This is a genomic window from Holophagales bacterium, from assembly GCA_016719485.1.
In the GTDB taxonomy this organism is placed as follows: domain Bacteria; phylum Acidobacteriota; class Thermoanaerobaculia; order UBA5066; family UBA5066; genus UBA5066.
Map to the genome: position 1 here is coordinate 122,534 of JADJZB010000023.1, position 19,838 is coordinate 142,371.

The following is a 19,838-nucleotide window of genomic DNA, read 5'->3' on the forward strand; positions in this document are numbered from 1 at the left end:
AGCGGTGAGAGCCCTCTGCTACGAACGGCACGGCGACCCGCGCGACGGCGTCGTGAAGAAGGTCTTCGACCCGCGTCCCGGCCCGGGGCAGCTCGTCGTCCGGGTCGTCGCGGCCGCGCTCAACCCCGCCGACTGGAAGATCGTCGAGGGGAAGTTCCCCTTCCTCGTCTTTCCGAAGAAGCCGTTCGTCCCCGGCTGGGAAGCCGCCGGCGTCGTCGACGCGATGGACTCCCGCGTCTCCGGCTTCCGCGTCGGCGAGGAGGTCCTCGTCTCGACCGGCCCCTCCGCCGGGGCCGTCGCGGAAAAGCTGGCCGTCTCGGCGCTTCACGTCGCGAAGAAGCCCGCGGGGCTGTCTTTCGAGGAGGCCGCCGCCGTGCCCGCGGCGGGGCAGACCGCCCTCCAGGCGCTCCGCGACGCGGCGGGACTCCGTCCGGGGCAGCGCCTTCTCGTGAACGGCGCCGGCGGGGGCGTCGGGACGTTCGCGGTCCAGATCGGGAAGATCCTCGGCGCACACGTGACGGCGGTCGCGAGCGCGGCGAAGCTCGAGGCGCTCGTTCACCTCGGTGCCGACGCCCTCGTCGACTACCGGAAGGCCGACTTCGCGAAGGCCCGCGACGAGTGGGACGTCGTCTTCGACGTCGTCCCGAACCGGACGTTCGGTGAGTGCTCCCGGGTCCTCGCGCGCGAGGGGGTCTACGTCACGACGCTTCCCGGCGCCGGGCCGTTCCTCGCGTCGCTCGGCGCCTCCATCCGCGCTCCGTTCGGCTTCCGGAAGCGTTGCCGGTGGGTGATGCTGAAGCCGCGCGGAGAGGACCTCGCCCAGCTCGTGAGATGGGTGGAGGAGGGGAGGCTGAAGCCCGTCGTGGGGAAGGTCGTCCCGCTCGACCAGGCCGCCTGGGCGCTCTCGGACCTCTCGGCGGGTCACGCCACCGGCAAGACCGTCGTCCGGGTCGCCTGAGCCGGCCGGGCCGCTGCCCGACGGCCCTCCGGCCCCGAGTGCTACATTCCGCCACCCGAGCCGGCCCCAGGACCGCACGGGAAACAGCATGACCGACCCGCACCACTCCCTCGCGGCCGAGATCGCCCGCCGCCGCACCTTCGCGATCATCAGCCACCCCGACGCCGGCAAGACGACGCTGACGGAGAAGCTCCTTCTCTATGGCGGCGCCATCCACCTCGCCGGGTCGGTGAAGTCGCGCAAGGCGACCCGCCACGCCACGAGCGACTGGATGGAGGTGGAGAAGGAGCGCGGCATCTCCATCACGACGAGCGTCATGCAGTTCACGTACGCCGGGTGCCACGTGAACCTCCTCGACACCCCGGGCCACAACGACTTCAGCGAGGACACCTACCGGACCCTCGCCGCCGCCGACAGCGCCGTCATGCTCATCGACGCCGCCAAGGGGGTCGAGCCGCAGACCGTGAAGCTCTTCAAGGTCTGCCGCCTCCGGAAGATCCCGATCGTCACGTTCGTCAACAAGCTGGACCGGGCCGGGCGCGACCCGTTCGACCTGATGGACGAGGTGGAGAAGGTCCTCGGCATCCCCTGCTCCCCCGCCTCCTGGCCCATCGGCTCCGGGACGGATTTCCAGGGCGTGTACGACCGCTGGCACAAGCAGCTCCTCCGCTACGAGCGGGGCGAGACGAAGGGGGCCAGGCTCGCCGCCGAGACCTTCGACCTGGCCGACCCCGCCCTCGCGGGCGAGCTCGGAGCCGAGGCCCACGCCCGCCTCGTCGAGGAGCTGGCGATGCTCGATGCGGCCGGGATGCCGTTCGACCAGCAGCTCTTCCTGGCGGGCGAGCTGACTCCCGTCTTCTTCGGGAGCGCCCTGAACGATTTCGGCGTCGAGCCCTTCCTCGCCCGCTTCCTCGAGCTGGCTCCGGCACCGGCGCCGCGCGACTCCTCGGCCGGGATCGTCGAGCCCTCCCACCCCTTCTTCTCCGGCTTCGTCTTCAAGATCCAGGCGAACATGGACCCGGCGCACCGCGACCGCGTCGCCTTCGTCCGCGTCTGCTCGGGCAGGTTCACGCGCGGCATGGAGGTGCGCAACGCGCGCTCCGGCAAGCCGTTGAAGCTGAACAAGCCGCTCCAGTTCCTGGCCCAGGAGCGGACGCTCGTCGAAGAAGCGTGGGCGGGCGACGTCCTCGGCCTCTGGGATTCCGGCTCGCTCCGGATCGGCGACACGATCTGCGAGGGCCCCGTCGTCGAGTACGCCGGGATTCCCCGCTTCTCCCCCGAGCTCTTCTCGCGCGTCGTCCTCCTCGACCCGATGAAGAGGAAGCAGCTGAAGAAGGGGCTCGACCAGCTCTCGGAGGAAGGGGCCGTCCAGGTCTTCTACGACCCGGTCCGCCTCGAGCGCGACCCGATCCTCGGCGCCGTCGGCGCGCTCCAGTTCGAGGTGATCCAGCACCGGCTGCGCGCCGAGTACGCCGCAGAGGTCTCGTTCGTCCGCCTCCCGCACCAGATCGCCCGCTGGATCGAGACCGAGGGGTTCGTCCCGCGCGACTTCGACGACCCGGGCCACACCGAGCTCCTCGCCGACGGCGAAGGTCGCCCCCTCGTCCTCTTCGAGAGCGAGTGGCACTTCGAGCGGGCGAAGAAGACGAACCCGAAGCTCTCGTTCGCCGCCGCCGTCCAGCCGGCGCGGGCAAAATAGGCCCTCCGTCGAACCCTCGGCCGTCCGGCCCCGTATGAGTGAGCGGAGGCATCCCATGAAAGGTCCGAAGGTTCGCGTCGAGGAAGTCGAGGTGACGGGCGAGAAGCTCCTCGCGACGGTCAAGGAGCTCATCCACCAGGGGAACGTGAGGCGCATCGTCATCCGCAACGCGAAAGGGGTGACGCTTCTCGAGATCCCGCTCGTCCTGGGAATCGCGGGGGCCGTCTTCGTCCCCGTCTGGGCCGCGATCGGGGCGCTCGCCGCGCTCGTCGCCAAGCTCACGCTCGTCGTCGAGCGGGTCCAGGACGCTCCCGCCGGTCCCGCCGCCCCGGACGGACCCGAAGAGTCGGAGGAACCGGCGCCGAAGCCCGCCCGCAAGTCAGCCGGCCGGAAGCCCTCCGCGAAGACCTGACAGGCCGAAGGGAAAGCCGCGTCCGCCGCGACGCGATCGCCCTCCTCGCGCTCATCCGCCGCGAGTACCGTTCGGGCACGGCGGTGGGCACGACGCGCTACCATGGTTCTGTTCGACGGGGAAGGGAGATCACCACGCGACGATCGGCCGGCCGTTGCCTGGCGTGGTTCTTTTCGATCGCGTCCATCGGCGCGGCGGGGGCGTCCGCGCGGGCCGCGCCGGCGGAAGCGCCTGCGCACCCACCGTTTCTCGCCGGCTGCGAGAACGACTACCCGCCCTACTGCGTCGCAGCGGGGAAGGACCAGGCCGACGGGTTTTCGGTAGAGCTCCTCCGGGCCGCCGCGCGCGCGGTGGGCCGCGACGTCACCTTTCGGACGGGGGTGTGGGACGGGCTCAAGCGGGACCTGGCCGAGGGCCGGATCCAGGCGCTGCCCCTCGTCGGCAGGACACCGGAGCGGGAGGCCGTCTACGATTTCACGTTCCCGTACCTCACCATGCACGGGACCATCGTCGTCCGCCGCGACGACGACCGGATCCGGGGTCCGGAGGACCTGAAGGGCCGGAAGGTCGCCGTCCTGAAAGGTGACAACGCGGAGGAGTACCTTCAGCGCGCGAATCTCGGAGCCGAGATCGTTCCCCTCCCTTCGTTCGAGACCGCGCTGCGGGAGCTGGCGGCGGGGCGGCACGACGCCGTGGTCATTCAACAGCTCCTGGCGCTGCAACTCATGTGGAGCGCCAGGATCGACGGCTTGAAAACCGTCGGGAAACCCCTCGACGACTTCTCGCAGCAGTTCTGCTTCGCGGTGAGAAAGGGCGATCGCGAGCTCCTGTCGGACCTGAACGAAGGCCTCGCCATCGTCATCGCCGACGGCACGTTCCGGCGGCTCCAGGCGAAGTGGTTCGGTCCCGTCGAGGCCCGGGAACGCCCCGGAAGGAGGATCGTCGTCGGCGGGGACGCGGACTATCCCCCCTACGAGTTTCTGGACGGCAACGGTCAGCCCACGGGCCTCAACGTCGATCTCACGCGCGCCATCGCCCGGCACGCCGGGATCGAGGTCGAGATCCGGCTGGGCCGGTGGAAGGAGATCCGGAAGGGCCTCGAGAACGGCGAGATCGACCTCGTCGAGGGGATGTTCTATTCCGTCGAGAGGGACGAAGTCTTCGACTTCTCCCCGCCGCACACCACGGTCGCTCACACGATCGCGGTGCGAAAGGGCGCTCCCGTTCCCGCCGACCTGGCGTCCCTCTCCGGACGGAGCATTCTGGTCATGGCGGGAGACGTGATGGAGGACCTGGCCATCGAGAGAGGGCTCGGCGACCATCTCGTCCGCGTCGCGACGCAGGAGGAGGCGCTCGGCCTCCTCGCTTCGGGAAAGCACGACTGCGCGCTCGTCGCGACGATGCCGGCCCTCTTCTGGATCGAGAAACACGGGTGGAAGGGCCTCCGGCTGGCCGAGAGGCCCGTCCTCTCGGCGGAATACTGCTACGCGTCGCTCCCCGCGAGCTCGGGCCTCCTCTCCTCCATGTCCGAAGGCCTGGCCGCGATCGGGAAGACGGGCGAATACCGGGCCATCCGGAAACGATGGCTCGGCCCGTACGAGGGCAAGCCCGGGATCGCGACCTTCGCGAGGTGGTTCGGGGCGATCGTCGCCCCGCTCCTGGTCCTCCTGGCCGGCTCGTTCCTCTGGTCCCGTTCGCTGCGGCACCAGGTCGACACGCGCACGCGGGAGCTCGCTCGGGAGACGGCGCTGTTCGAGGCGGAGGCGGAGAAGGTCCGCGCGCTGAACGCCGAGCTCGAGAGCCGCGTTCACGCCCGGACCGCCGAGCTCGAATCCGCCGTCCGGGAGATGGAGGCGTTCTCGTACTCCGTCGCGCACGACCTCAGGGCGCCCGTCCGGGCCGTCGACGGCTTCACGGCGATCCTCCAGAGTGACCACAGCGAAGCTCTCGACGAGGAGGGGAAGCGGCTCCTCGATCGCGTGCGATCGAGCTCCCGTCGCATGGGGCTCCTCATCGACGACCTCCTCGCTTTCTCCCGGGCGAGCCGCACCGGCATGAAGTCGGTCCCGATCGACCTCAACGGGCTCGTGGGGGCCGTCGTCGCCGACAGGGCCGCCGAGGCGGCGCGCGCCGGCGTCGACGTCCTGGTCGCCGACCTGCCGGCCGTCACGGGAGACGAGGGGCTCGTCCGGATCGTCGTCGAGAACCTCCTCTCCAACGCCATCAAGTTCAGCGCGGGACGCCCCGGCGCGACGGTCCGGATCGGGGTCCGGGGAGGCGGGGACGGTCCAGAGCTCACGGTCGAGGACAACGGGGTGGGGTTCGATCCCGAGTACGCACACAAGCTCTTCGGCGTCTTCCAGCGGCTGCACGGTCCCAACGAGTTCGAAGGGACGGGCATCGGCCTCGCGCTCGTCAAGAGGATCGTGGAGCGCCACGGCGGGAGGGTCGGAGCCGCGGGCCGCCCTGGGGAAGGGGCGACGTTCTGGTTCACCCTCGGGCCGGCGCGCGCCACCGTTGGCCTGGATGGTCGACGGGCCGCCCTGGATCGGTGACAGAATTACCGATTGCGGGAATCGGGCGCGCTGCGGCACCTGATACCTGACGAAGAAGCTTGCAGGTTCCTCGAGGCGTCTCACGAACGCCGCCCGGTTCCAGCTCGGGAGTGTGGCCTCTATGTCGAAGCCAGGGCATCCGGCTGCTGCGACAGGCACCTCGGATGGCGCCCCGGGCTCGCCCCACTCCCGTCCGACGCTGCCCATGGCTGCCGACTGGTCGCTCGCCGCCTTCGACAGCTCCCCGATCGGCATGGCGGTGACCGCCCCGGCCGGGCACCTCATCCGGGTCAACCGGGCGTTCTCCACGATGCTCGGCTATACCCTCGACGAGCTCGCCGACTCCGACTGGAAATCGCTGACGCACCCGGACGACGTCGATGCGAGCTGGGAGATGGTGCGGCGCCTCGTCGACGGCCCGTCCTCGTCCGGGCGGATCGAGAAGCGCTACCTGGCCAGGGATGGCCGCGTCGTCCGGGCCGACGTCTCGACGAGTCTCCTGCGCGACGGGGAGGGAAAGGCCCTCTACCTCGTGACGCACGTCGTCGACGTCACGGCCCGCCGCGAGGCCGAGGAGGAGCGGCAGCGCACGGCGGCGGAGATCCTCGACCTCTACGACAACGCCCCCTGCGGGTACCACTCCCTCGACGCGGACGGGACGTTCCTCCGGATCAACGCGACAGAGCTCGCATGGCTCGGTTACGCGCGGGAGGAGATCGTCGGACGCAAGAAGTTCACGGAGCTCCTCACCCCGGAGAGCCTGGAGGTCTTCCGGGCGAACTTCCCCGGCTTCAAGGAACGGGGCTGGGTCAAGGACCTCCTCTTCGACATGATCCGGGCGGATGGGTCTCTTCTTCACGTCATCCTGAGCGCGACCGCGGTCATCGACGCGGACGGGACCTATCTGATGAGCCGGTCGACCGTGTTCGAGGACACCCTCCACCGAAAGGCGATGAGGGAGCTGCAGGAGCACCGCGACCACCTCGAGGCGCTCGTCGCGGCGCGCACCGCCGAGCTCGGCCGGACGGCCGAGGAGCTGATGCGGTCGAACCGGGACCTCGAGCAGTTCGCCTACGTCGCGAGCCACGACCTCCAGCAGCCGCTCCGGATGGTCGCCTCCTTCGTGGAGCGCCTCGCGCAGGATTACCGCGGCAAGCTGGGAGAGGACGCCGACACCTACATCCGGATCGCCTCCGAGAACGCCCGGCAGATGCAGAGGCTCATCCAGGACCTCCTGTCGTTCGCCCGGGTGGGCGATGGCGGCCCGGGCTTCGCTCCCACCGACACCTCGAGGTGCCTCGACGAAGCTCTCGAGGAGCTCCAGGAGACGATCGCCCGCATCGGGGCGGAGGTCTCGCGCGAGCCGCTCCCGACGGTTCTCGGCGACGCGCGCCAGCTCGTCACGCTCTTCCGGCACCTCGTCGGCAACGCTCTCGAGTACCGCCGCGGCGTGCCGCCCCTCGTGCGGATCGCAGCCCGGCGCGAGGGCGGGGAGTGGCTCTTCTCCGTCGAGGACAACGGTGTCGGCATCGAACGGCGCTACTTCGACCGCATCTTCAGGATCTTCCAACGCCTCCACGCCCCGGCCGCGCACATCGGGACCGGCATCGGCCTCGCCGTCTGCAAGAAGATCGTGGAGGGGCACGGGGGACGGATCTGGATCGCGTCCGAGCCCGGTCAGGGAACGACGATCTACTTCACGCTTCTCGATCGAGAGGAGGGCGCCGCATGAAACCCGCACGCATCCTGATGGTCGAAGACAACGAGGGGGACGTCCTCCTGACCCGGCTCGCCCTGAAGGACAGCAAGGTCCTCGTGGAGCTCGACACCGTTGAGGACGGCGTCGAGGCGCTGGACTACCTCCGGCGGCGGGGGAAGCACGCATCGGCGTCGCGCCCCGACCTGATCCTCCTCGACCTGAACCTCCCGCGAATGGACGGACGGGAGGTCCTCGCGGAGCTCAAGTCGGACCCGGACCTGCGGAGGATCCCGGTCGTGATCCTGAGCGGCTCCAGCGCGGAGGAGGACCTCGTCCGCGCCTACGACCTCCATGCGAACTGCTACGTCGTCAAGCCCGTCGGCGCCGAGGAGTTCGCCAAGATCGTCAAGGCCATCCCGTCGTTCTGGCTCTCGGTCGTCGCGCTGCCGCCCGGCTGAACGGCGCCCGGGGCCTGCCCGGTGCCGGGACGGGCCGGGCGTCAGCTCCGTTCGGCCCGCTCCGGTTTTCCCCAGAACCACCCCTGCCCGTACTCGACGCCGAGGTCGCGGAGGATGTCGGCCACGGTCCCCCGCTCGACCATCTCGGCGACGACGGTCTTCCCGAGCGCGTGGGAGATCGCCACCATCGCGCCGACGAGGGCCCTGTTCGTGGGGTTCGCGTCGAGGTCGCGCACGAACGAGCCGTCGATCTTGACGAGGTCGACGGGGAGGGCCTGCAGGTAGGCGAACGAGGAGAAGCCGGTCCCGAAATCGTCGAGGGCGAAGCCGCAGCCGAGCTCCTTCAGGCGCCGGGCCCAGAGCTGGAGGCCCGCGATGTCGGCGATGGCCGCGGTCTCGGTGATCTCGAAGGTCAGGGCTCCGGGCGGCAGGGCGCTCGCGACGACGAGCGCCTCGATCTCGGCGAGGAGCGTCCGGTCGCCGAGGCTCGTCCCCGAGAGGTTCACGAAGAGGCACCGGCCCGGCGAGGCCGAAAGCAGGGCGATGGACCGGGTCACGACCCACCGGTCGAGCGCCGGCATCAGGCCGAACCTCTCTGCGGCGGTGAGAAAGGCCCCCGGCGCGATGAGCGCCCCGTTCTCGTCGACGAGCCGGACGAGGATCTCCTCGTGATCGACCCTGCCGGTCGCGAGCGAGACGATCTTCTGGGCGAGGAGCTGGAGCTTCCCGTTCCGAATGGCGTCCTTCACCCGGGCGGCCCACCGTCCGAGGTCGTCCATGGAGCGACGGCCAGCCGTGTCGTCGGCACAGGAGACCCAGCGGTTCCGCCCCGCTTCCTTGGCCATGTGGAGGGCGGCGTCGGCGAGCGAGAGGGTTGCCGCGGCCGGCCTCGACGGCTCGACGGGCGCGAGCCCCAGGCTCGCCGTCACGTCGAAAACGACCCCTTCGGACGTGAACCGCATCCCGTCGACCGACCGGCGGAGCGTCTCGGCAATCGCCTCCGCGTCGGGAAGCGCCACGTGCGGGAGGAGGACCGCGAACTCGTCGCCCCCGAACCGGTAGAGGGTCGCCTCGGCGGGAAGCACCGTGGAAAGCCGCTCGGCGAGCCCGACGAGGAGCCGGTCGCCGGCCGGGTGCCCGAGCGCGTCGTTGAGGAGCGCAAAACGGTCGACGTCGAGCATGATGACGGTCCCGGATGGAGCACCGGCCCCGGCCCCGACGATCCGCTCGATGTCCTCCCGGAGGACGGCCTGGTTGGGAAGCCCTGTGAGGACGTCTCGCGTCGCCAGGCTCTGGATGACCTCGTCCTGCTTCTTCCGCTGCGTGACGTCCTGCTTGATGGCGATGAAGTGGGTGATCGCCCCGCCATCACCCCTCACGGGGGTGATCGCCATCTCCTCGACATAGAGCGAGGCGTCCTTCCGCCGGTTGTAGAGCTCGCCCCGCCAGACCCCGCCGCCCTTGATCGTCTCCCACATGTGGCGGTAGAAGCCTTCGCGCTGTACTCCCGACCGGAGGACCCTCGGGTTCTGCCCACGCAGCTCCTCGAGGGAGTAGCCCGTCATCTCCGTGAAGGCCGGGTTCGCCCAGACGATCGCCCCCTCCGCATCGGTGATCACGATCCCGTCCGCCGCCGCCTCGAGCGCCGAGTTCCGCAGCCGCAGCTCCCGTTCCGCCTCGCGTCGGGCGACGCGCGTCGCCCAGGCTTCCCGGGCGGAGCGGACCGCGTGCGGAAGCCGCGAAAGGCGTTCCTTGAGGACGTAGTCGTCGGCCCCGGCCTTGATGCTGTCCGCGGCGGTCTCCTCGTCGATCGCCCCGGTGACGATGATGAACGGCAGCTCGGGCCGCTCCGTCCTGACGACCGCGAGGGCCGCCATCCCGTTCCAGCCCGGGAGCGAGAAGTCGGCCAGGACGATCTCGGGGTCCAGCCGGACGAGCTCCGAGCGAAATGCGGCCTCCGTCTCGACGCGCGTCCAGTCCGCGGTGATCCCCGAGCGGCGCAGCTCGCGGATCACGAGCTCGGCGTCGGAGGGGACGTCCTCGAGGACGAGGACGCGGAGGTGGAGCGGCTCGGGGGTACCGGCGGTCGTCATTCCGGCCTCACACCGCCGGCTGGTTCAGGACGAGCCAGTAGAGGCCCGCGTCGCCCACCACGGCCGCGAACTTCTCGAACTCCACCGGCTTGACGATGTAGCTGTTCACCCCGAGCTCGTAGGCCTTCTGGATGTCGGGCTCCTCCCTCGAGGAGGTGAGGACGACGACGGGCAGCCGCTTCGTCCGCTCGTTCGCCCGGATGCGCGCCAGGACCTCGAGCCCGTTCACCCTCGGGAGCTTCAGGTCGAGCAGGACGACGCGGGGGAGAATGGCGCGGGCCACTCCTTCCTCTGGAAAGAGGAAAGCGAGGGCCTCGACGCCGTCCCGCACGACGGTGACCGGATTCGCGAGGCGGGCCCGCTTGAACGCCCGGAGGGTCAGCTCGACGTCGTCGGGGTTGTCCTCGACGAGGAGAAGGTCGGGACTCTCGGTCGCCGTCATTCTGATCTCACTCCATCCGGGAGCGAGATCGTGAATCTCGCCCCCCTTTCCGGTTCCGCCTCGGCGCGGATCGTCCCGTCGTGTCGCGCGACGATCCGCTCGACGAGCGCCAGGCCGACGCCCGTCCCCTCGAACTCCCGCCCGTGCAGCCTCTGGAACACGCCGAAGAGCTTTCCCGCGTAGCGCATGTCGAAGCCGACTCCGTTGTCGGACACATCGTAGAACACCCGTCCCCCATCGCGACGCCCCGAGACCTCGATGCGGCGGCGAGACCGGGTTGCGGTGAACTTGACGGCGTTCGAGAGGAGATTGACGAAGACCTGCCGGAGGAGCGCGGGGTCGGCCTGGACGTCGGGCAGGTCTCCGATCGTCAGGTCACACGCCTCCATCTGTTCCCGTGGGAGAGCCTCTCCGAGGACCGACCGCACCAGGGAGCCCACGTCGACCCGGGTCTTTCGCAGCTCGTGCCGGCCCGCGCGGGAGAACGCGAGCAGGTCGTCGATGAGCCGCGCCATCCTCCGGGCGTTCTCGCGGACGACCCCGACGAGGCGCCGCCCCTCCGCGTCGAGCCTCTCTCCCTCTTCCTCCTCGATCATCCTCGAGAACCCGTCGATGGCCCTGAGGGGGGCCCGCAGGTCGTGGGAGACAGAGTAGGCGAAGGCCTCCAGCTCCTTCGTCTTGGCCACCAGCTCGGCGGTCCGGGTCTCGACCCTCTGCTCGAGCTCCGCATTCAGCCGGCGGACCTCTTCCTGGATCTTCCTGCGCTCGGTCTGGTCCAGGATGAAGGCCACCGATTCCTCGCGCGCCGCGCCGACGAGCGCGTAGCCGACGAGGACCGGGACGCGCGTCCCGTCCTTGCGGACGTACTCCTTTTCGTAGGGGCTGCAGACGCCGCGCGCCTTCGCCTCCGCGATCCCCTCCGCGTCGCGCGGGAGCCACTCGGGCGGCGTGATGTCGCTCCAGCGAAGGCGTCCGGTCTCGAGGTCCTCCCGCGTGTACCCGACGATCCGGAGGTACTCGTCGTTGGCGGCGAGGACGTTCCCGTGGACGTCGCCGAAGATCGCCCCGGCCATTCCCGAGTCGAAGAAGGCCCGCGTCTTCTCTTCGGCGTGCAACCGGTCCGTGACGTCGCTGGCGAGGACGAGCCGCGCCGCCCGGCCCTCGAACGAGACGTCGTGGCTGAGGATCTCGACCAGGAGCGAGGAACCGTCCTTCCTGAGGTGACGCCATGGACCGGACCGACTCGCACCGTCCCGGGGCACGAGGACGTCCCGCTCGAGGGCGGCGACGTCCTCGACCGGCCGGATGTCCCGGAGAGTCCTCGCGAGGAACTCCTCCCGCGAGAAGCCGTAGAGGCTGACCGCCGCGTCGTTGACCGCGAGGAAGCGAAGGCTCTCGACGTCGAAGACCCACATGGGGGCGGGGTTGTCCTCGAAGAGCTGCCGATAGCGGGCCTCGCTCGCGGCAAGGGCTCCTTCCGCCGCGCGCCGCTTCGCGTCGGCTTCGATCAGGCCCAGGGAGAGCCCGAGGTCTCCCGCGAGCTCCTCGAGGAGCAGGACCACGTCGGGCACGAAGGCACGCGGCTCGGCCGCGTAGAGCGCGAGCACACCGCAGATCGCCTCCCCGGAGCGGACCGGGCAGGCCGCGCTCGACCGGTAGCCCCGCCGCCTTCCCGCTTCCCGCCACGGCTCGAGCAGAGGGTCCGTCTCCCAGTCGTCCACGACGACGGTCCGCCCCTCGCGAAGGGCCGTGCCCACGGGCCCTCTCCCGAGAGGGGAGTCGTCTGTCCGGACCGTCACCTCCTCGAAATAGCCTTCGACCCTGCCCGCCGCGGCCGCCGGCATGACCACGCCGTGGTCTCCCTCGACACCGAACCAGGCGAACGCGAAACCTCCCGAGGCGACGATTTCCTCGCATGCCCGCTGCAGGAGGGCCTTCCGGTCGTGCTCTTCGACGAGGATCTGGTCGACGGCGCTGATGGTTCGGAGGATCCGGTTGAGGAACCGGATCCGATCGACGGCCGCTTCGCTCTCGGAGACGTCGCGGACGACCGACACGACGACCTCGTCGCCTTCGAGGACGAAACCGCGCGAGGAGACCTCGACCGGGAACAGCGAGCCGTCCTTCCTGCGGTGCCGGCCCCGGAAGAGGGCCCCACCCTGGCGGAGCATCGCCAGGCGCTGGCGCCCGGCCTCGAGGTCTTCTTCGGGCAGCAGGTCGAAGACCGACTTCGCGAGGAGCTCCGGGCGGGGGTAGCCCCACAGCTCCTCCGCGGCGCGGTTCGCCTCGAGGATCCGGCCGCTGCCGGGTTCGACCCAGAGGACGGCGTCGCGCACCTGCTGCAGCACCTCGCGGTGCCGTTCGTCCCTCTTCTGGAGCTGGGAGGCGACGCGCAGCCGCTCGGCCGACCGGACCGACCAGAGAACGGCGGCGAGGGCGAGGCCCAGGCACAGGACGGCGAACGCGCTCCACGCGCGTTCCTTCACGAGGCCGGAAAGGGCCTCTGCCCGGTCGACCTTGACGACGAGTCCCCATCCGGCCGCTTCGATCCGGCGAACCGCGGCGAAGACCCGCTCACCGCGGTAGTCGCGAAACTCCCCGAAGCCGTCCGGGCCGTCGAGCGCGTGCCGGGCGGCGAGCGCGTCCTCCCTCAGGAATGTCCGGCCCGGACGCTCACCTCCGCGAAGGTGCCGGAGCGGGGAGAGAAACGCGAGCTCGCCGCGCTCCCGTCCGACGAGCAGGGACTCGCGCGTCCGGGAGCCGGCCACCCCGCGGGAAAGGAGCTTCCAGAGGACCGCTTCCGGGTCCTCGACGAGAACGACCCAGCCGAGCGGCCCGCCGGCCCCGTGGCCTCGGACCGGCGATGCCACCACGATTCGCAGTCCGGCGGAGGACTCGACGAGACCGATCCGAGCCCGGGCCTCTCCCCGTGAAAGGAGCGCACTCAACCCGGCCGGGAGCTCCTCGCCCGTGTGGACGCGCGAGCCGAGATCGAATCCCAGGAGGGCGATCGAACGGCTCTTCCAGCCGAGGCGCCCCTTCTCGAGGACCGATTCGAGGTGCCCCGCGTCGACGGTCCCGCGCAGCTCGGGGTCCACGGCGCCGACCACGGACGGGAACGACGCGAAAACCGCCGCGTCGGCCGCCTTCTGCTCGAGGAAGGACCCGATCGCGGCCTCCTGCTCGTCCGCCGTCGCCGAGAGAAGAACCGACCACTCCTTCAGGGCCGCCCGCTCCTGCTTCGCCCAGAAGACCGCGAGGAGAATCGCCAGGAGGAGCAGGGCGAGGACGACGAACGCCACCTCGGACCGGGAAGGCCCCACGCCCGTAGCGGACGGCACCGGTGCGTCCCTCGTCTCTTGCTTCAACGCCATTCGTGAACCTCCGCCTGGCGCCGCGAGAGACGAGGATATTCCATGTCGTGCCAGCCGAGGCTCCGGACTGGCGGGGCCTGCATCGCGGCCTGCCCTAGAATCGCGACCTCGGAACGGACGAAAGGCAGGGGCTCGGATGGCGTCGACAGGGTCGGATGACAGGATTCCGCGCTTCATCGAGGCCGCGGAAGCGCTCCGCGACGGGCGGTTCGGCGTCCGCGTCCCCGAAGCGGGATCGGGCGACCAGGTCGCGCGGCTCGGGGCCGCCCTCAACGACCTCTCGTCGGCGCTCGAACGGCGCTGGCGCGAGGTCGCCGAGCTCGACGCCATCACGGCGCGAATCAATGCGGGCCTCCTCCTCGACGACGTCCTCGAAGACTTCTTCCGGGAAGCGAGAGAGATCTTTCCCTACGACCGGATCGGGTTCTCGCTTCTCGAGGAGAGCGGAACGATCGTTCGCGCACGGTGGGCCCGGAGCGACCTCGGTGGGCTCCGGCTCGGACGGGGCTACGCCGCGCCCCTCCAGGGGAGCAGCCTCCAGTCGATCCTCGAAACCGGCCGCCCGAGGATCCTCAACGACCTCGAGGCCTACCTCGAGTCGAAGCCCTCGTCGGAGTCGACGAGGCTGGTGGTGGCCGAGGGGGTTCGCTCGTCGCTGACCTGCCCGCTCGTCGCCAACGGGGTGCCCATCGGCTTCATGTTCTTCTCCTCGCGCCACCGGGACACGTACCGGGACGCCCACGTCGACGCGTATCAGAGGATTGCGGGCCAGCTCTCGGTCATCGTCGAGAAGGGGCGCCTCATCTCGGAGCTCTCGGAGCAGAAGGCGGCCCTGGAGATCCGGAACAACTTCATCACCCGGGTCTTCGGCCGCTACCTGTCGGATGCCGTCGTCGAGCAGCTCCTCGAGACGCCCGACGGACTCCGGCTCGGGGGTGAGAGACGGGTCGTGACGGTCGTCATGACGGACCTTCGGGGATTCACGGCGACGGCCGAACGGATTCCGCCGGAGAGCGTGGTGGCGCTGCTCAACCTGCACCTCGGCGCGATGTCGGAGATCGTCCTCAAGCACGGGGGGACGATCGACGAGTTCATCGGCGACGCCCTCCTGGCGCTCTTCGGGGCGCCGCTCTCCCGGGCGGACGACGCCCGGCGCGCGCTGGCGTGCGCCGTCGAGATGCAGCAGGCGATGGAGGGCGTGAACGCCCGCGCCCGCGAGCTCTCCCTGCCGGAGATGGGAATGGGCATCGGTATCCACACCGGCGAGGTCGTCGTCGGCAACATCGGGTCGGAGAGACGGGCGAAGTACGGCGTCGTCGGGGCCACCATCAACCTCGCCTCGCGCATCCAGGGCTTCACGCTCGGAGGGCAGATCCTCGCCTCGGAGGAGACCCTCCGCGCCGCGGGCGACGAGGTTTCCATCGGGGCCCGCTTCACCGTGCAGGCCAAGGGCGTCCGGGACCCCGTCTCCATCGTCGAGGTGCTCGGCGTGGGTGAGGCGCGCCTCGTCCCCGCGTCCGACACCCTCACGCTCCTCGACACACCGGTGGCCATCGAGATCGAGCGCCTCGCCGAGGAAGAACCGGCGCTTCGGATCACGGCCGGCCTCCTCAGGGCCGTCGGCCGGTGGGAGGCGGCCGTGGAGACGGCCGGCACGCTCGCCCCGCGCGACGAGGTCCGGCTGACGCTTCCCGGCGGTCTCGAGGTCCTCGCGCGGGTCCTCGGTCCGGCGGGCCGGGGCACGGGCGTGAGGATCCGCTTCGGCACTCTGTCGGACGAGGCGGCCCGCCGCCTCGGGATGATGGCGGGCCGGGTCCTCCCTCCCGCCGGCCCCTGAGACGGCGCTGCGCGCTGCGCGGCTGGCCGGTGCCGGGGGAGGGGCCGCGTCAGCCGGCGCCCGGGAGCCAGAGCGAACGCGCCGTCAGGACCCGGTGGTCGAGACCCGACGCCTTGTCGAGGAGGGCGAGCACCGGTGGGAGCGACGACGGGAAACGCCAGAGATCGTCCCTCCCGCCCGCCTCCACGAACGCTTTCGCCCAGTCCGCCCACCACGGGACGGGGCGTGCGGCGATCGGCTCCACGACGAGAACGCGTGCCCCGCGCGCCGCGGCGTCGAGAAGGCGCGCCCGGAGCTCCTCTCTCGCGGCGTCGGCGAGCTCGTTGACGGCCCAGCCCAGGACGATCCCGGCGCCGCTCCCCGGCAGTCGCTCGCGAAGAAGCTCTCCCGCGGTGGCCCGGCCGCGCAACCCGAGAGCCCGAAAGGTCTCGCGGGCCTCCTGCACGGCCCACCCGCTGCGCTCGACGCCGGAGACCTCGGGCAGGCCGCCCGCGGCGAGCGCCCACGCGGCGCCGGCGGGACCGGTCCCGCAGCCGAGGTCGAGGATCCGCGTGAGGGGCGACGCGGCGGCCCCCAGAGCGTCGACGATCTCCCGCACGACGAGGAAGTGGAGCGGCCCGAAGAAGAGCGCGAACGCGGCCCTCTTTCCCGCCCCGTCGAACGCGGCGCCGGTGCCGATACGCCCGCGCCGCTCGACGTAGAGGGACGAAAGCGCCTGGAGCCCCTTCCTCACCTCGGGAAACGAGAGCTCCGCGAGGTGCCGACGCTCCATGTCGGCGAGCCACTTCTGGGGGACGGCAACGCTCATGCGCCGGGGACCTCCCTGCGATGCCCGCCTCAGCGCGAGGCGGCCGCCTTCGCGGAAGGCCATCTTAGCCGGGCCGTGCCGGTCCGGGCCGGCCCGGACGCCGTTGCCGTTTGGCTCGACGCGCCCGCCCGTCCCGCTCCCGTCCGTGCCCCGTGCGTGGCAGAGTGCGCGCATGAAGGACCGTCCTCGCCGCGAGACCTTCCTCCCCTTCTCCCGCCCGATGATCGGCGAGGAGGAGATCGCCGAGGTCGTCGACACCCTCCGTTCCGGCTGGCTGACGACGGGGCCGAAGACGGCGCGCTTCGAGGAAGCCCTGAAGGTCTTCAACGCGGTGCCTCACTGCCTCGTCCTCCTCAACGCGACGACCGGTCTCGAGATGGCGCTCGGGGCGCTCGACATCGGGCCGGGCGACGAGGTGATCACGACCGCGCACACGTTCGTCTGCACGGTCTCGAACGTCGTCCTCAGAGGGGCCGTCCCGATCCTCGTCGACGTCGAGCCCGACACGATGAACCTCGACGCGGAGAGGATCGAGGAGCGGATCACGCCGCGCACGAAGGCCATCGTCCCGGTCCACTACGGCGGCCTCCCCTGCCGGATGGACCGGATCTGGGAGGTCGCCGCGCGCCACGGCCTGGCCGTGATCGAGGACGCCGCCCACACGATGGGCGCCCGATACGCCGGGCGGCGCATCGGCTCCGACCCACGCTCCGTCTTCTCGGTCTACAGCTTTCACCCGAACAAGAACATGACGACGATCGAGGGGGGAGCCGTCGCCTTCCACGATCCGCGGCACGCGGCCTACCTGAAGCTCCAGCGTTTCCACGGCATCGCCCGCGGCGAGGGGACGCCCTTCGCCGAGGGCTCGCCCCTCTACGACGTCCCGATGCCGGGCCGCAAGTCGAACTTCATGGACGTCCAGGCCGCCGTCGGCCTTCACCAGCTGAAGAAGCTGGACGGGTTTGCCGCCCGCCGCGGCTCGCTCGCCCGCCTCTACCTTTCGCTCCTCGTCGACGTCCCCGAGGTGCAGCTCCCGGCCGACGGCGACGCCGCGCGCGAGCACTGCTGGAACCTCTTCGTCCTGCGCAACCGGCCCGAGAAGACCGGGTTCACACGCGAGGAGCTGATGGCCGCGCTGAAGGCCGAAAACGTCGGAACGGGCCTCCACTGGCAAGGGCTCTTCGGCTTCTCCTTCTACCGCGACTACTTTGCGAAGCACCCGGAAGGGCTCCCGAAGGACGGCCTCCCCCACGCCACGCGCGCGACGGACAACCTCATGTCGCTCCCCCTCTGGCCCGGCATGACCGAGGACGACGTCCTCGACGTCGTCGCCGCGCTCCGGCGCGTCCTCGCCCGCCGCCGCTGAGAGGGGTCTCGCTCAAAGGGGGGTCTGGTCTACGTTCTACATTCTGCGCGGGCCGTCGCGCTCTCAGCCCGGCACGGGCGCGTCGGCCGGCGGCATGCGGCGCAGGATGCGGTAGAGCGAGGAGCGGCTGATCCCGAGGAGCCGGGCGGCCTCGAGACGGCTTCCCCCCGTTCGCTTCAGCGCTTCCTCGAGCCTCTCCGGCGTCGCGTCATCCACCGGGGTCCGGCCCGTCCTTGCGTCCTCCTTCGAGGGGATCATCTGGGCGCGAGCCCAGAGAGCCGAAAAATCCGTGGGCTCGAGCTCGGCACCGTCCGCAAAAACGGCCGCCTGCTCGACGGCGTGCTTGAGCTCCCGGACGTTGCCCGGGAACGGGTACCGCATCAGCAGCTCGAGAGCGCCTGCCGAGAGCTTCCGCGAAGGCCCGCCCTGCTCTTCCAGCCTCCTCAGAAAATGCGCCGCAAGGAGCGGGATGTCCTCGACGCGCTCGCGGAGCGGGGGCATGACCAGCTCGATCGCCGACAGCCGAAAATAGAGGTCCTCCCGGAACTCGCGCCGGGCGATGGCCGCCTCGAGGTCGAGGCTCGTGGCCGCGATGACCCTCACGTCCACGTCCGTGACACGGTTCTCCCCCACCCGGCGAACCCGTGCGTCCTCCAGGACTCGGAGGAGCTTGGCCTGCGCGGCGAGCGGGAGCGCACCGATCTCGTCGAGGAAGATCGTCCCCCGGTGCGCCTCTTCGAAGAGCCCGCGCCGGGCCTCCGTGGCCCCGCTGAACGACCCTCGCGAGTGTCCGAAGAGCTCGCTCTCGACGAGCGTATCGGGGAGGGCTGCGCAGTTGACGGCGACGAACGGGGCGTCCGCTCTCTTTCCGGTCGCCACGATGAGCTTGGCGGCGATCTCCTTGCCCGAACCTGTCTCTCCCCGGATCAGGACCGTGACCCCGAGCGGAGCGACGCGGGAGGCTCGCTCGACGAACTGACACCACGCGGGGGAGCGCCCGACCGCGAAGGCCGTCGCAGGTCCGGTCAAGGCCATCGCCGGCGAGTCTAGCCTCCTGCGGCGCGAGTCGCGCTATCGTGCTCCCGTGGCGTCGCCCAGGATCCTCCTTCTCGAGCCTGACGTGCAGCGCGCGGCGATGCTGGCCCTGGCGTTCGAGCGCCTTCGGATGCCCGTGATGGTGGCGGCGACGATCGCCGAGCTCGCCGAAGCGGCCGGCGGCTCCGGTTTGCACGTCGTCGCCGTGAGCGGCCTCGGCGGAGGCGGCGCGGCCCGCGTCCGGGCCGTGAAGGAGGACGCGAGAACGGCCGCGCTCGCGGTCGTCGCCGTCGTTGCGCCGGGACCGGCGGCCACGGCCGCCCTGAAGGCCGGAGCGGACGACGTCCTCTCCTGGCCGGCACCCGAAGCGCTCGTGCGCGCCCGCTTCCGCACGCTCCTCGCTGCGGCACGCAGCCGGGACGAGTCCCGCAAGACCACCGTGGCGCTCGCGGGGATCCTCGGGGCCGTCGAGGCCCGGGAGCCGCACCGGATCGAGCACTCGGCGCGTGTCGGCCGGCTGGGTGCCGACCTCGCCCGCCTCGCCGGACTGTCGGCCGCCGAGATCGAACGGATCCGCGTCGGCGGGATCCTGCACGACTTCGGAACGGTCGCCATCCCCGACGGAATCCTGTTCAAGCGCGAGCCGCTCACCGAGAGCGAGTTCGCCGTCATGAAATCGCATCCGGTCATCGGCTTCGCGCTCCTGCGCGAGGTCCCGGCTCTCGAGCCTTACCTCCCCTTCGTCCTCCGGCACCACGAACGGATCGACGGCTCGGGCTACCCGGACGGACTCCGGGGCGCGGAGCTGACGCTGCCCGTCCAGCTGGTCTCGATCGCCGACGCTTTCGACGCGATGACCTCTTCCCGGCCCTACCGCAGCGTCCGGGACGACCTCTCCGCGATCCAGGTCCTGGAGGAAGAGACCACCCGTGGACGCTGGGATCCGGCTGTCCTGTCCCTTCTCGTGGCCGCGACCACGGACCGGGACGAGCCCGGGGGCCCGGACTGACGCGCACGGGAGCCGAAAGCCGGACGCCCTTCCGATCGTCCCGGGAGAGGGACGTTTTGACATCGGGCACCATTGGTTGGGACACTTGAGGGT

14 protein-coding genes are annotated in these 19,838 nt (G+C 70.7%); 9 read left to right on the forward strand and 5 right to left on the reverse strand.

Annotated elements, in window-relative coordinates:
- The first annotated feature begins 4 nt into the window (after positions 1-4).
- The 6 genes from IPN03_16170 (at position 5) to IPN03_16195 (ending at position 7,781) form a co-directional block, all read left to right on the forward strand.
- On the forward strand, positions 5-958 hold the full coding sequence (locus IPN03_16170; protein ID MBK9375208.1) for an NAD(P)-dependent alcohol dehydrogenase: 954 nt from the start codon (positions 5-7) through the stop codon (positions 956-958).
- 88 nt (positions 959-1,046) lie between these two features.
- Positions 1,047-2,657, forward strand: coding sequence for a peptide chain release factor 3 (locus IPN03_16175; protein MBK9375209.1), 1,611 nt, complete (start codon positions 1,047-1,049; stop codon positions 2,655-2,657).
- Between the two features lie 34 nt (positions 2,658-2,691).
- Positions 2,692-3,069, forward strand: a complete 378-nt coding sequence (locus IPN03_16180) for a DUF4342 domain-containing protein (protein ID MBK9375210.1) — start codon at positions 2,692-2,694, stop codon at positions 3,067-3,069.
- A gap of 83 nt (positions 3,070-3,152) precedes the next feature.
- Positions 3,153-5,624, forward strand: coding sequence for a transporter substrate-binding domain-containing protein (locus tag IPN03_16185; protein ID MBK9375211.1), 2,472 nt, complete (start codon positions 3,153-3,155; stop codon positions 5,622-5,624).
- 205 nt (positions 5,625-5,829) lie between these two features.
- Entirely contained in the window at positions 5,830-7,356 is a 1,527-nt protein-coding gene (locus tag IPN03_16190; protein ID MBK9375212.1) for a PAS domain S-box protein, read from the forward strand.
- A complete protein-coding gene (locus IPN03_16195; GenBank protein MBK9375213.1) occupies positions 7,353-7,781 on the forward strand; it encodes a response regulator in 429 nt (142 codons plus the stop codon). The genes IPN03_16190 and IPN03_16195 overlap by 4 nt, the downstream gene beginning before the upstream one ends.
- Before the next feature lie 41 nt (positions 7,782-7,822).
- On the opposite strand, the gene IPN03_16200 is transcribed toward IPN03_16195, so the two are convergent.
- Genes IPN03_16200 through IPN03_16210 form a run of 3 tightly spaced genes read right to left on the reverse strand, consistent with a single transcriptional unit; the run spans position 7,823 to position 13,657 of the window.
- Positions 7,823-9,874, reverse strand: a complete 2,052-nt coding sequence (locus IPN03_16200; protein MBK9375214.1) for an EAL domain-containing protein — start codon at positions 9,872-9,874, stop codon at positions 7,823-7,825.
- Positions 9,875-9,881: 7 nt separating this feature from the next.
- Positions 9,882-10,316 carry a response regulator gene (locus IPN03_16205; GenBank protein MBK9375215.1) on the reverse strand — a complete coding sequence of 145 codons (435 nt, stop codon included), beginning with the start codon at positions 10,314-10,316 and terminating at the stop codon, positions 9,882-9,884.
- Positions 10,313-13,657, reverse strand: a complete 3,345-nt coding sequence (locus tag IPN03_16210) for a PAS domain S-box protein (GenBank protein MBK9375216.1) — start codon at positions 13,655-13,657, stop codon at positions 10,313-10,315. The genes IPN03_16205 and IPN03_16210 overlap by 4 nt, the downstream gene beginning before the upstream one ends.
- Positions 13,658-14,387: 730 nt before the next feature.
- Here IPN03_16210 and IPN03_16215 point away from each other — a divergent pair.
- Positions 14,388-15,527 (forward strand): adenylate/guanylate cyclase domain-containing protein, encoded by a 1,140-nt coding sequence (locus tag IPN03_16215; protein ID MBK9375217.1) that lies wholly within the window; start codon positions 14,388-14,390, stop codon positions 15,525-15,527.
- 49 nt (positions 15,528-15,576) lie between these two features.
- Here the strand turns inward: IPN03_16215 and IPN03_16220 are convergent, their stop codons facing one another.
- Positions 15,577-16,335, reverse strand: coding sequence for a methyltransferase (locus IPN03_16220; GenBank protein MBK9375218.1), 759 nt, complete (start codon positions 16,333-16,335; stop codon positions 15,577-15,579).
- A gap of 172 nt (positions 16,336-16,507) precedes the next feature.
- Here IPN03_16220 and IPN03_16225 point away from each other — a divergent pair, with 172 nt between their 5' ends.
- Complete coding sequence (locus tag IPN03_16225) at positions 16,508-17,701, forward strand: DegT/DnrJ/EryC1/StrS family aminotransferase (GenBank protein MBK9375219.1); 1,194 nt, start codon at positions 16,508-16,510, stop codon at positions 17,699-17,701.
- Between the two features lie 63 nt (positions 17,702-17,764).
- On the opposite strand, the gene IPN03_16230 is transcribed toward IPN03_16225, so the two are convergent.
- Positions 17,765-18,736 carry a sigma-54-dependent Fis family transcriptional regulator gene (locus IPN03_16230; protein ID MBK9375220.1) on the reverse strand — a complete coding sequence of 324 codons (972 nt, stop codon included), beginning with the start codon at positions 18,734-18,736 and terminating at the stop codon, positions 17,765-17,767.
- Positions 18,737-18,785: 49 nt separating this feature from the next.
- On the opposite strand from IPN03_16230, the gene IPN03_16235 reads away from it, so the two are divergent.
- Entirely contained in the window at positions 18,786-19,745 is a 960-nt protein-coding gene (locus tag IPN03_16235; GenBank protein ID MBK9375221.1) for an HD domain-containing protein, read from the forward strand.
- The last annotated feature ends 93 nt before the right edge of the window (positions 19,746-19,838 follow it).

What these genes read in the sequence shown, in the direction of transcription:
- IPN03_16175 (MBK9375209.1), top strand. Translation starts at nt 1,047, where the DNA reads ATGACCGACCCGCACCACTCCCTCGCGGCCGAGATCGCCCGCCGCCGC.
- IPN03_16180 (MBK9375210.1), top strand. Translation starts at nt 2,692, where the DNA reads ATGAGTGAGCGGAGGCATCCCATGAAAGGTCCGAAGGTTCGCGTCGAG.
- IPN03_16190 (MBK9375212.1), top strand. Translation starts at nt 5,830, where the DNA reads ATGGCTGCCGACTGGTCGCTCGCCGCCTTCGACAGCTCCCCGATCGGC.
- IPN03_16195 (MBK9375213.1), top strand. Translation starts at nt 7,353, where the DNA reads ATGAAACCCGCACGCATCCTGATGGTCGAAGACAACGAGGGGGACGTC.
- IPN03_16200 (MBK9375214.1), bottom strand. Translation starts at nt 9,874, where the DNA reads ATGACGACCGCCGGTACCCCCGAGCCGCTCCACCTCCGCGTCCTCGTC.
- IPN03_16205 (MBK9375215.1), bottom strand. Translation starts at nt 10,316, where the DNA reads ATGACGGCGACCGAGAGTCCCGACCTTCTCCTCGTCGAGGACAACCCC.
- IPN03_16215 (MBK9375217.1), top strand. Translation starts at nt 14,388, where the DNA reads ATGTTCTTCTCCTCGCGCCACCGGGACACGTACCGGGACGCCCACGTC.
- IPN03_16220 (MBK9375218.1), bottom strand. Translation starts at nt 16,335, where the DNA reads ATGAGCGTTGCCGTCCCCCAGAAGTGGCTCGCCGACATGGAGCGTCGG.
- IPN03_16225 (MBK9375219.1), top strand. Translation starts at nt 16,508, where the DNA reads ATGAAGGACCGTCCTCGCCGCGAGACCTTCCTCCCCTTCTCCCGCCCG.
- IPN03_16230 (MBK9375220.1), bottom strand. Translation starts at nt 18,736, where the DNA reads ATGGCCTTGACCGGACCTGCGACGGCCTTCGCGGTCGGGCGCTCCCCC.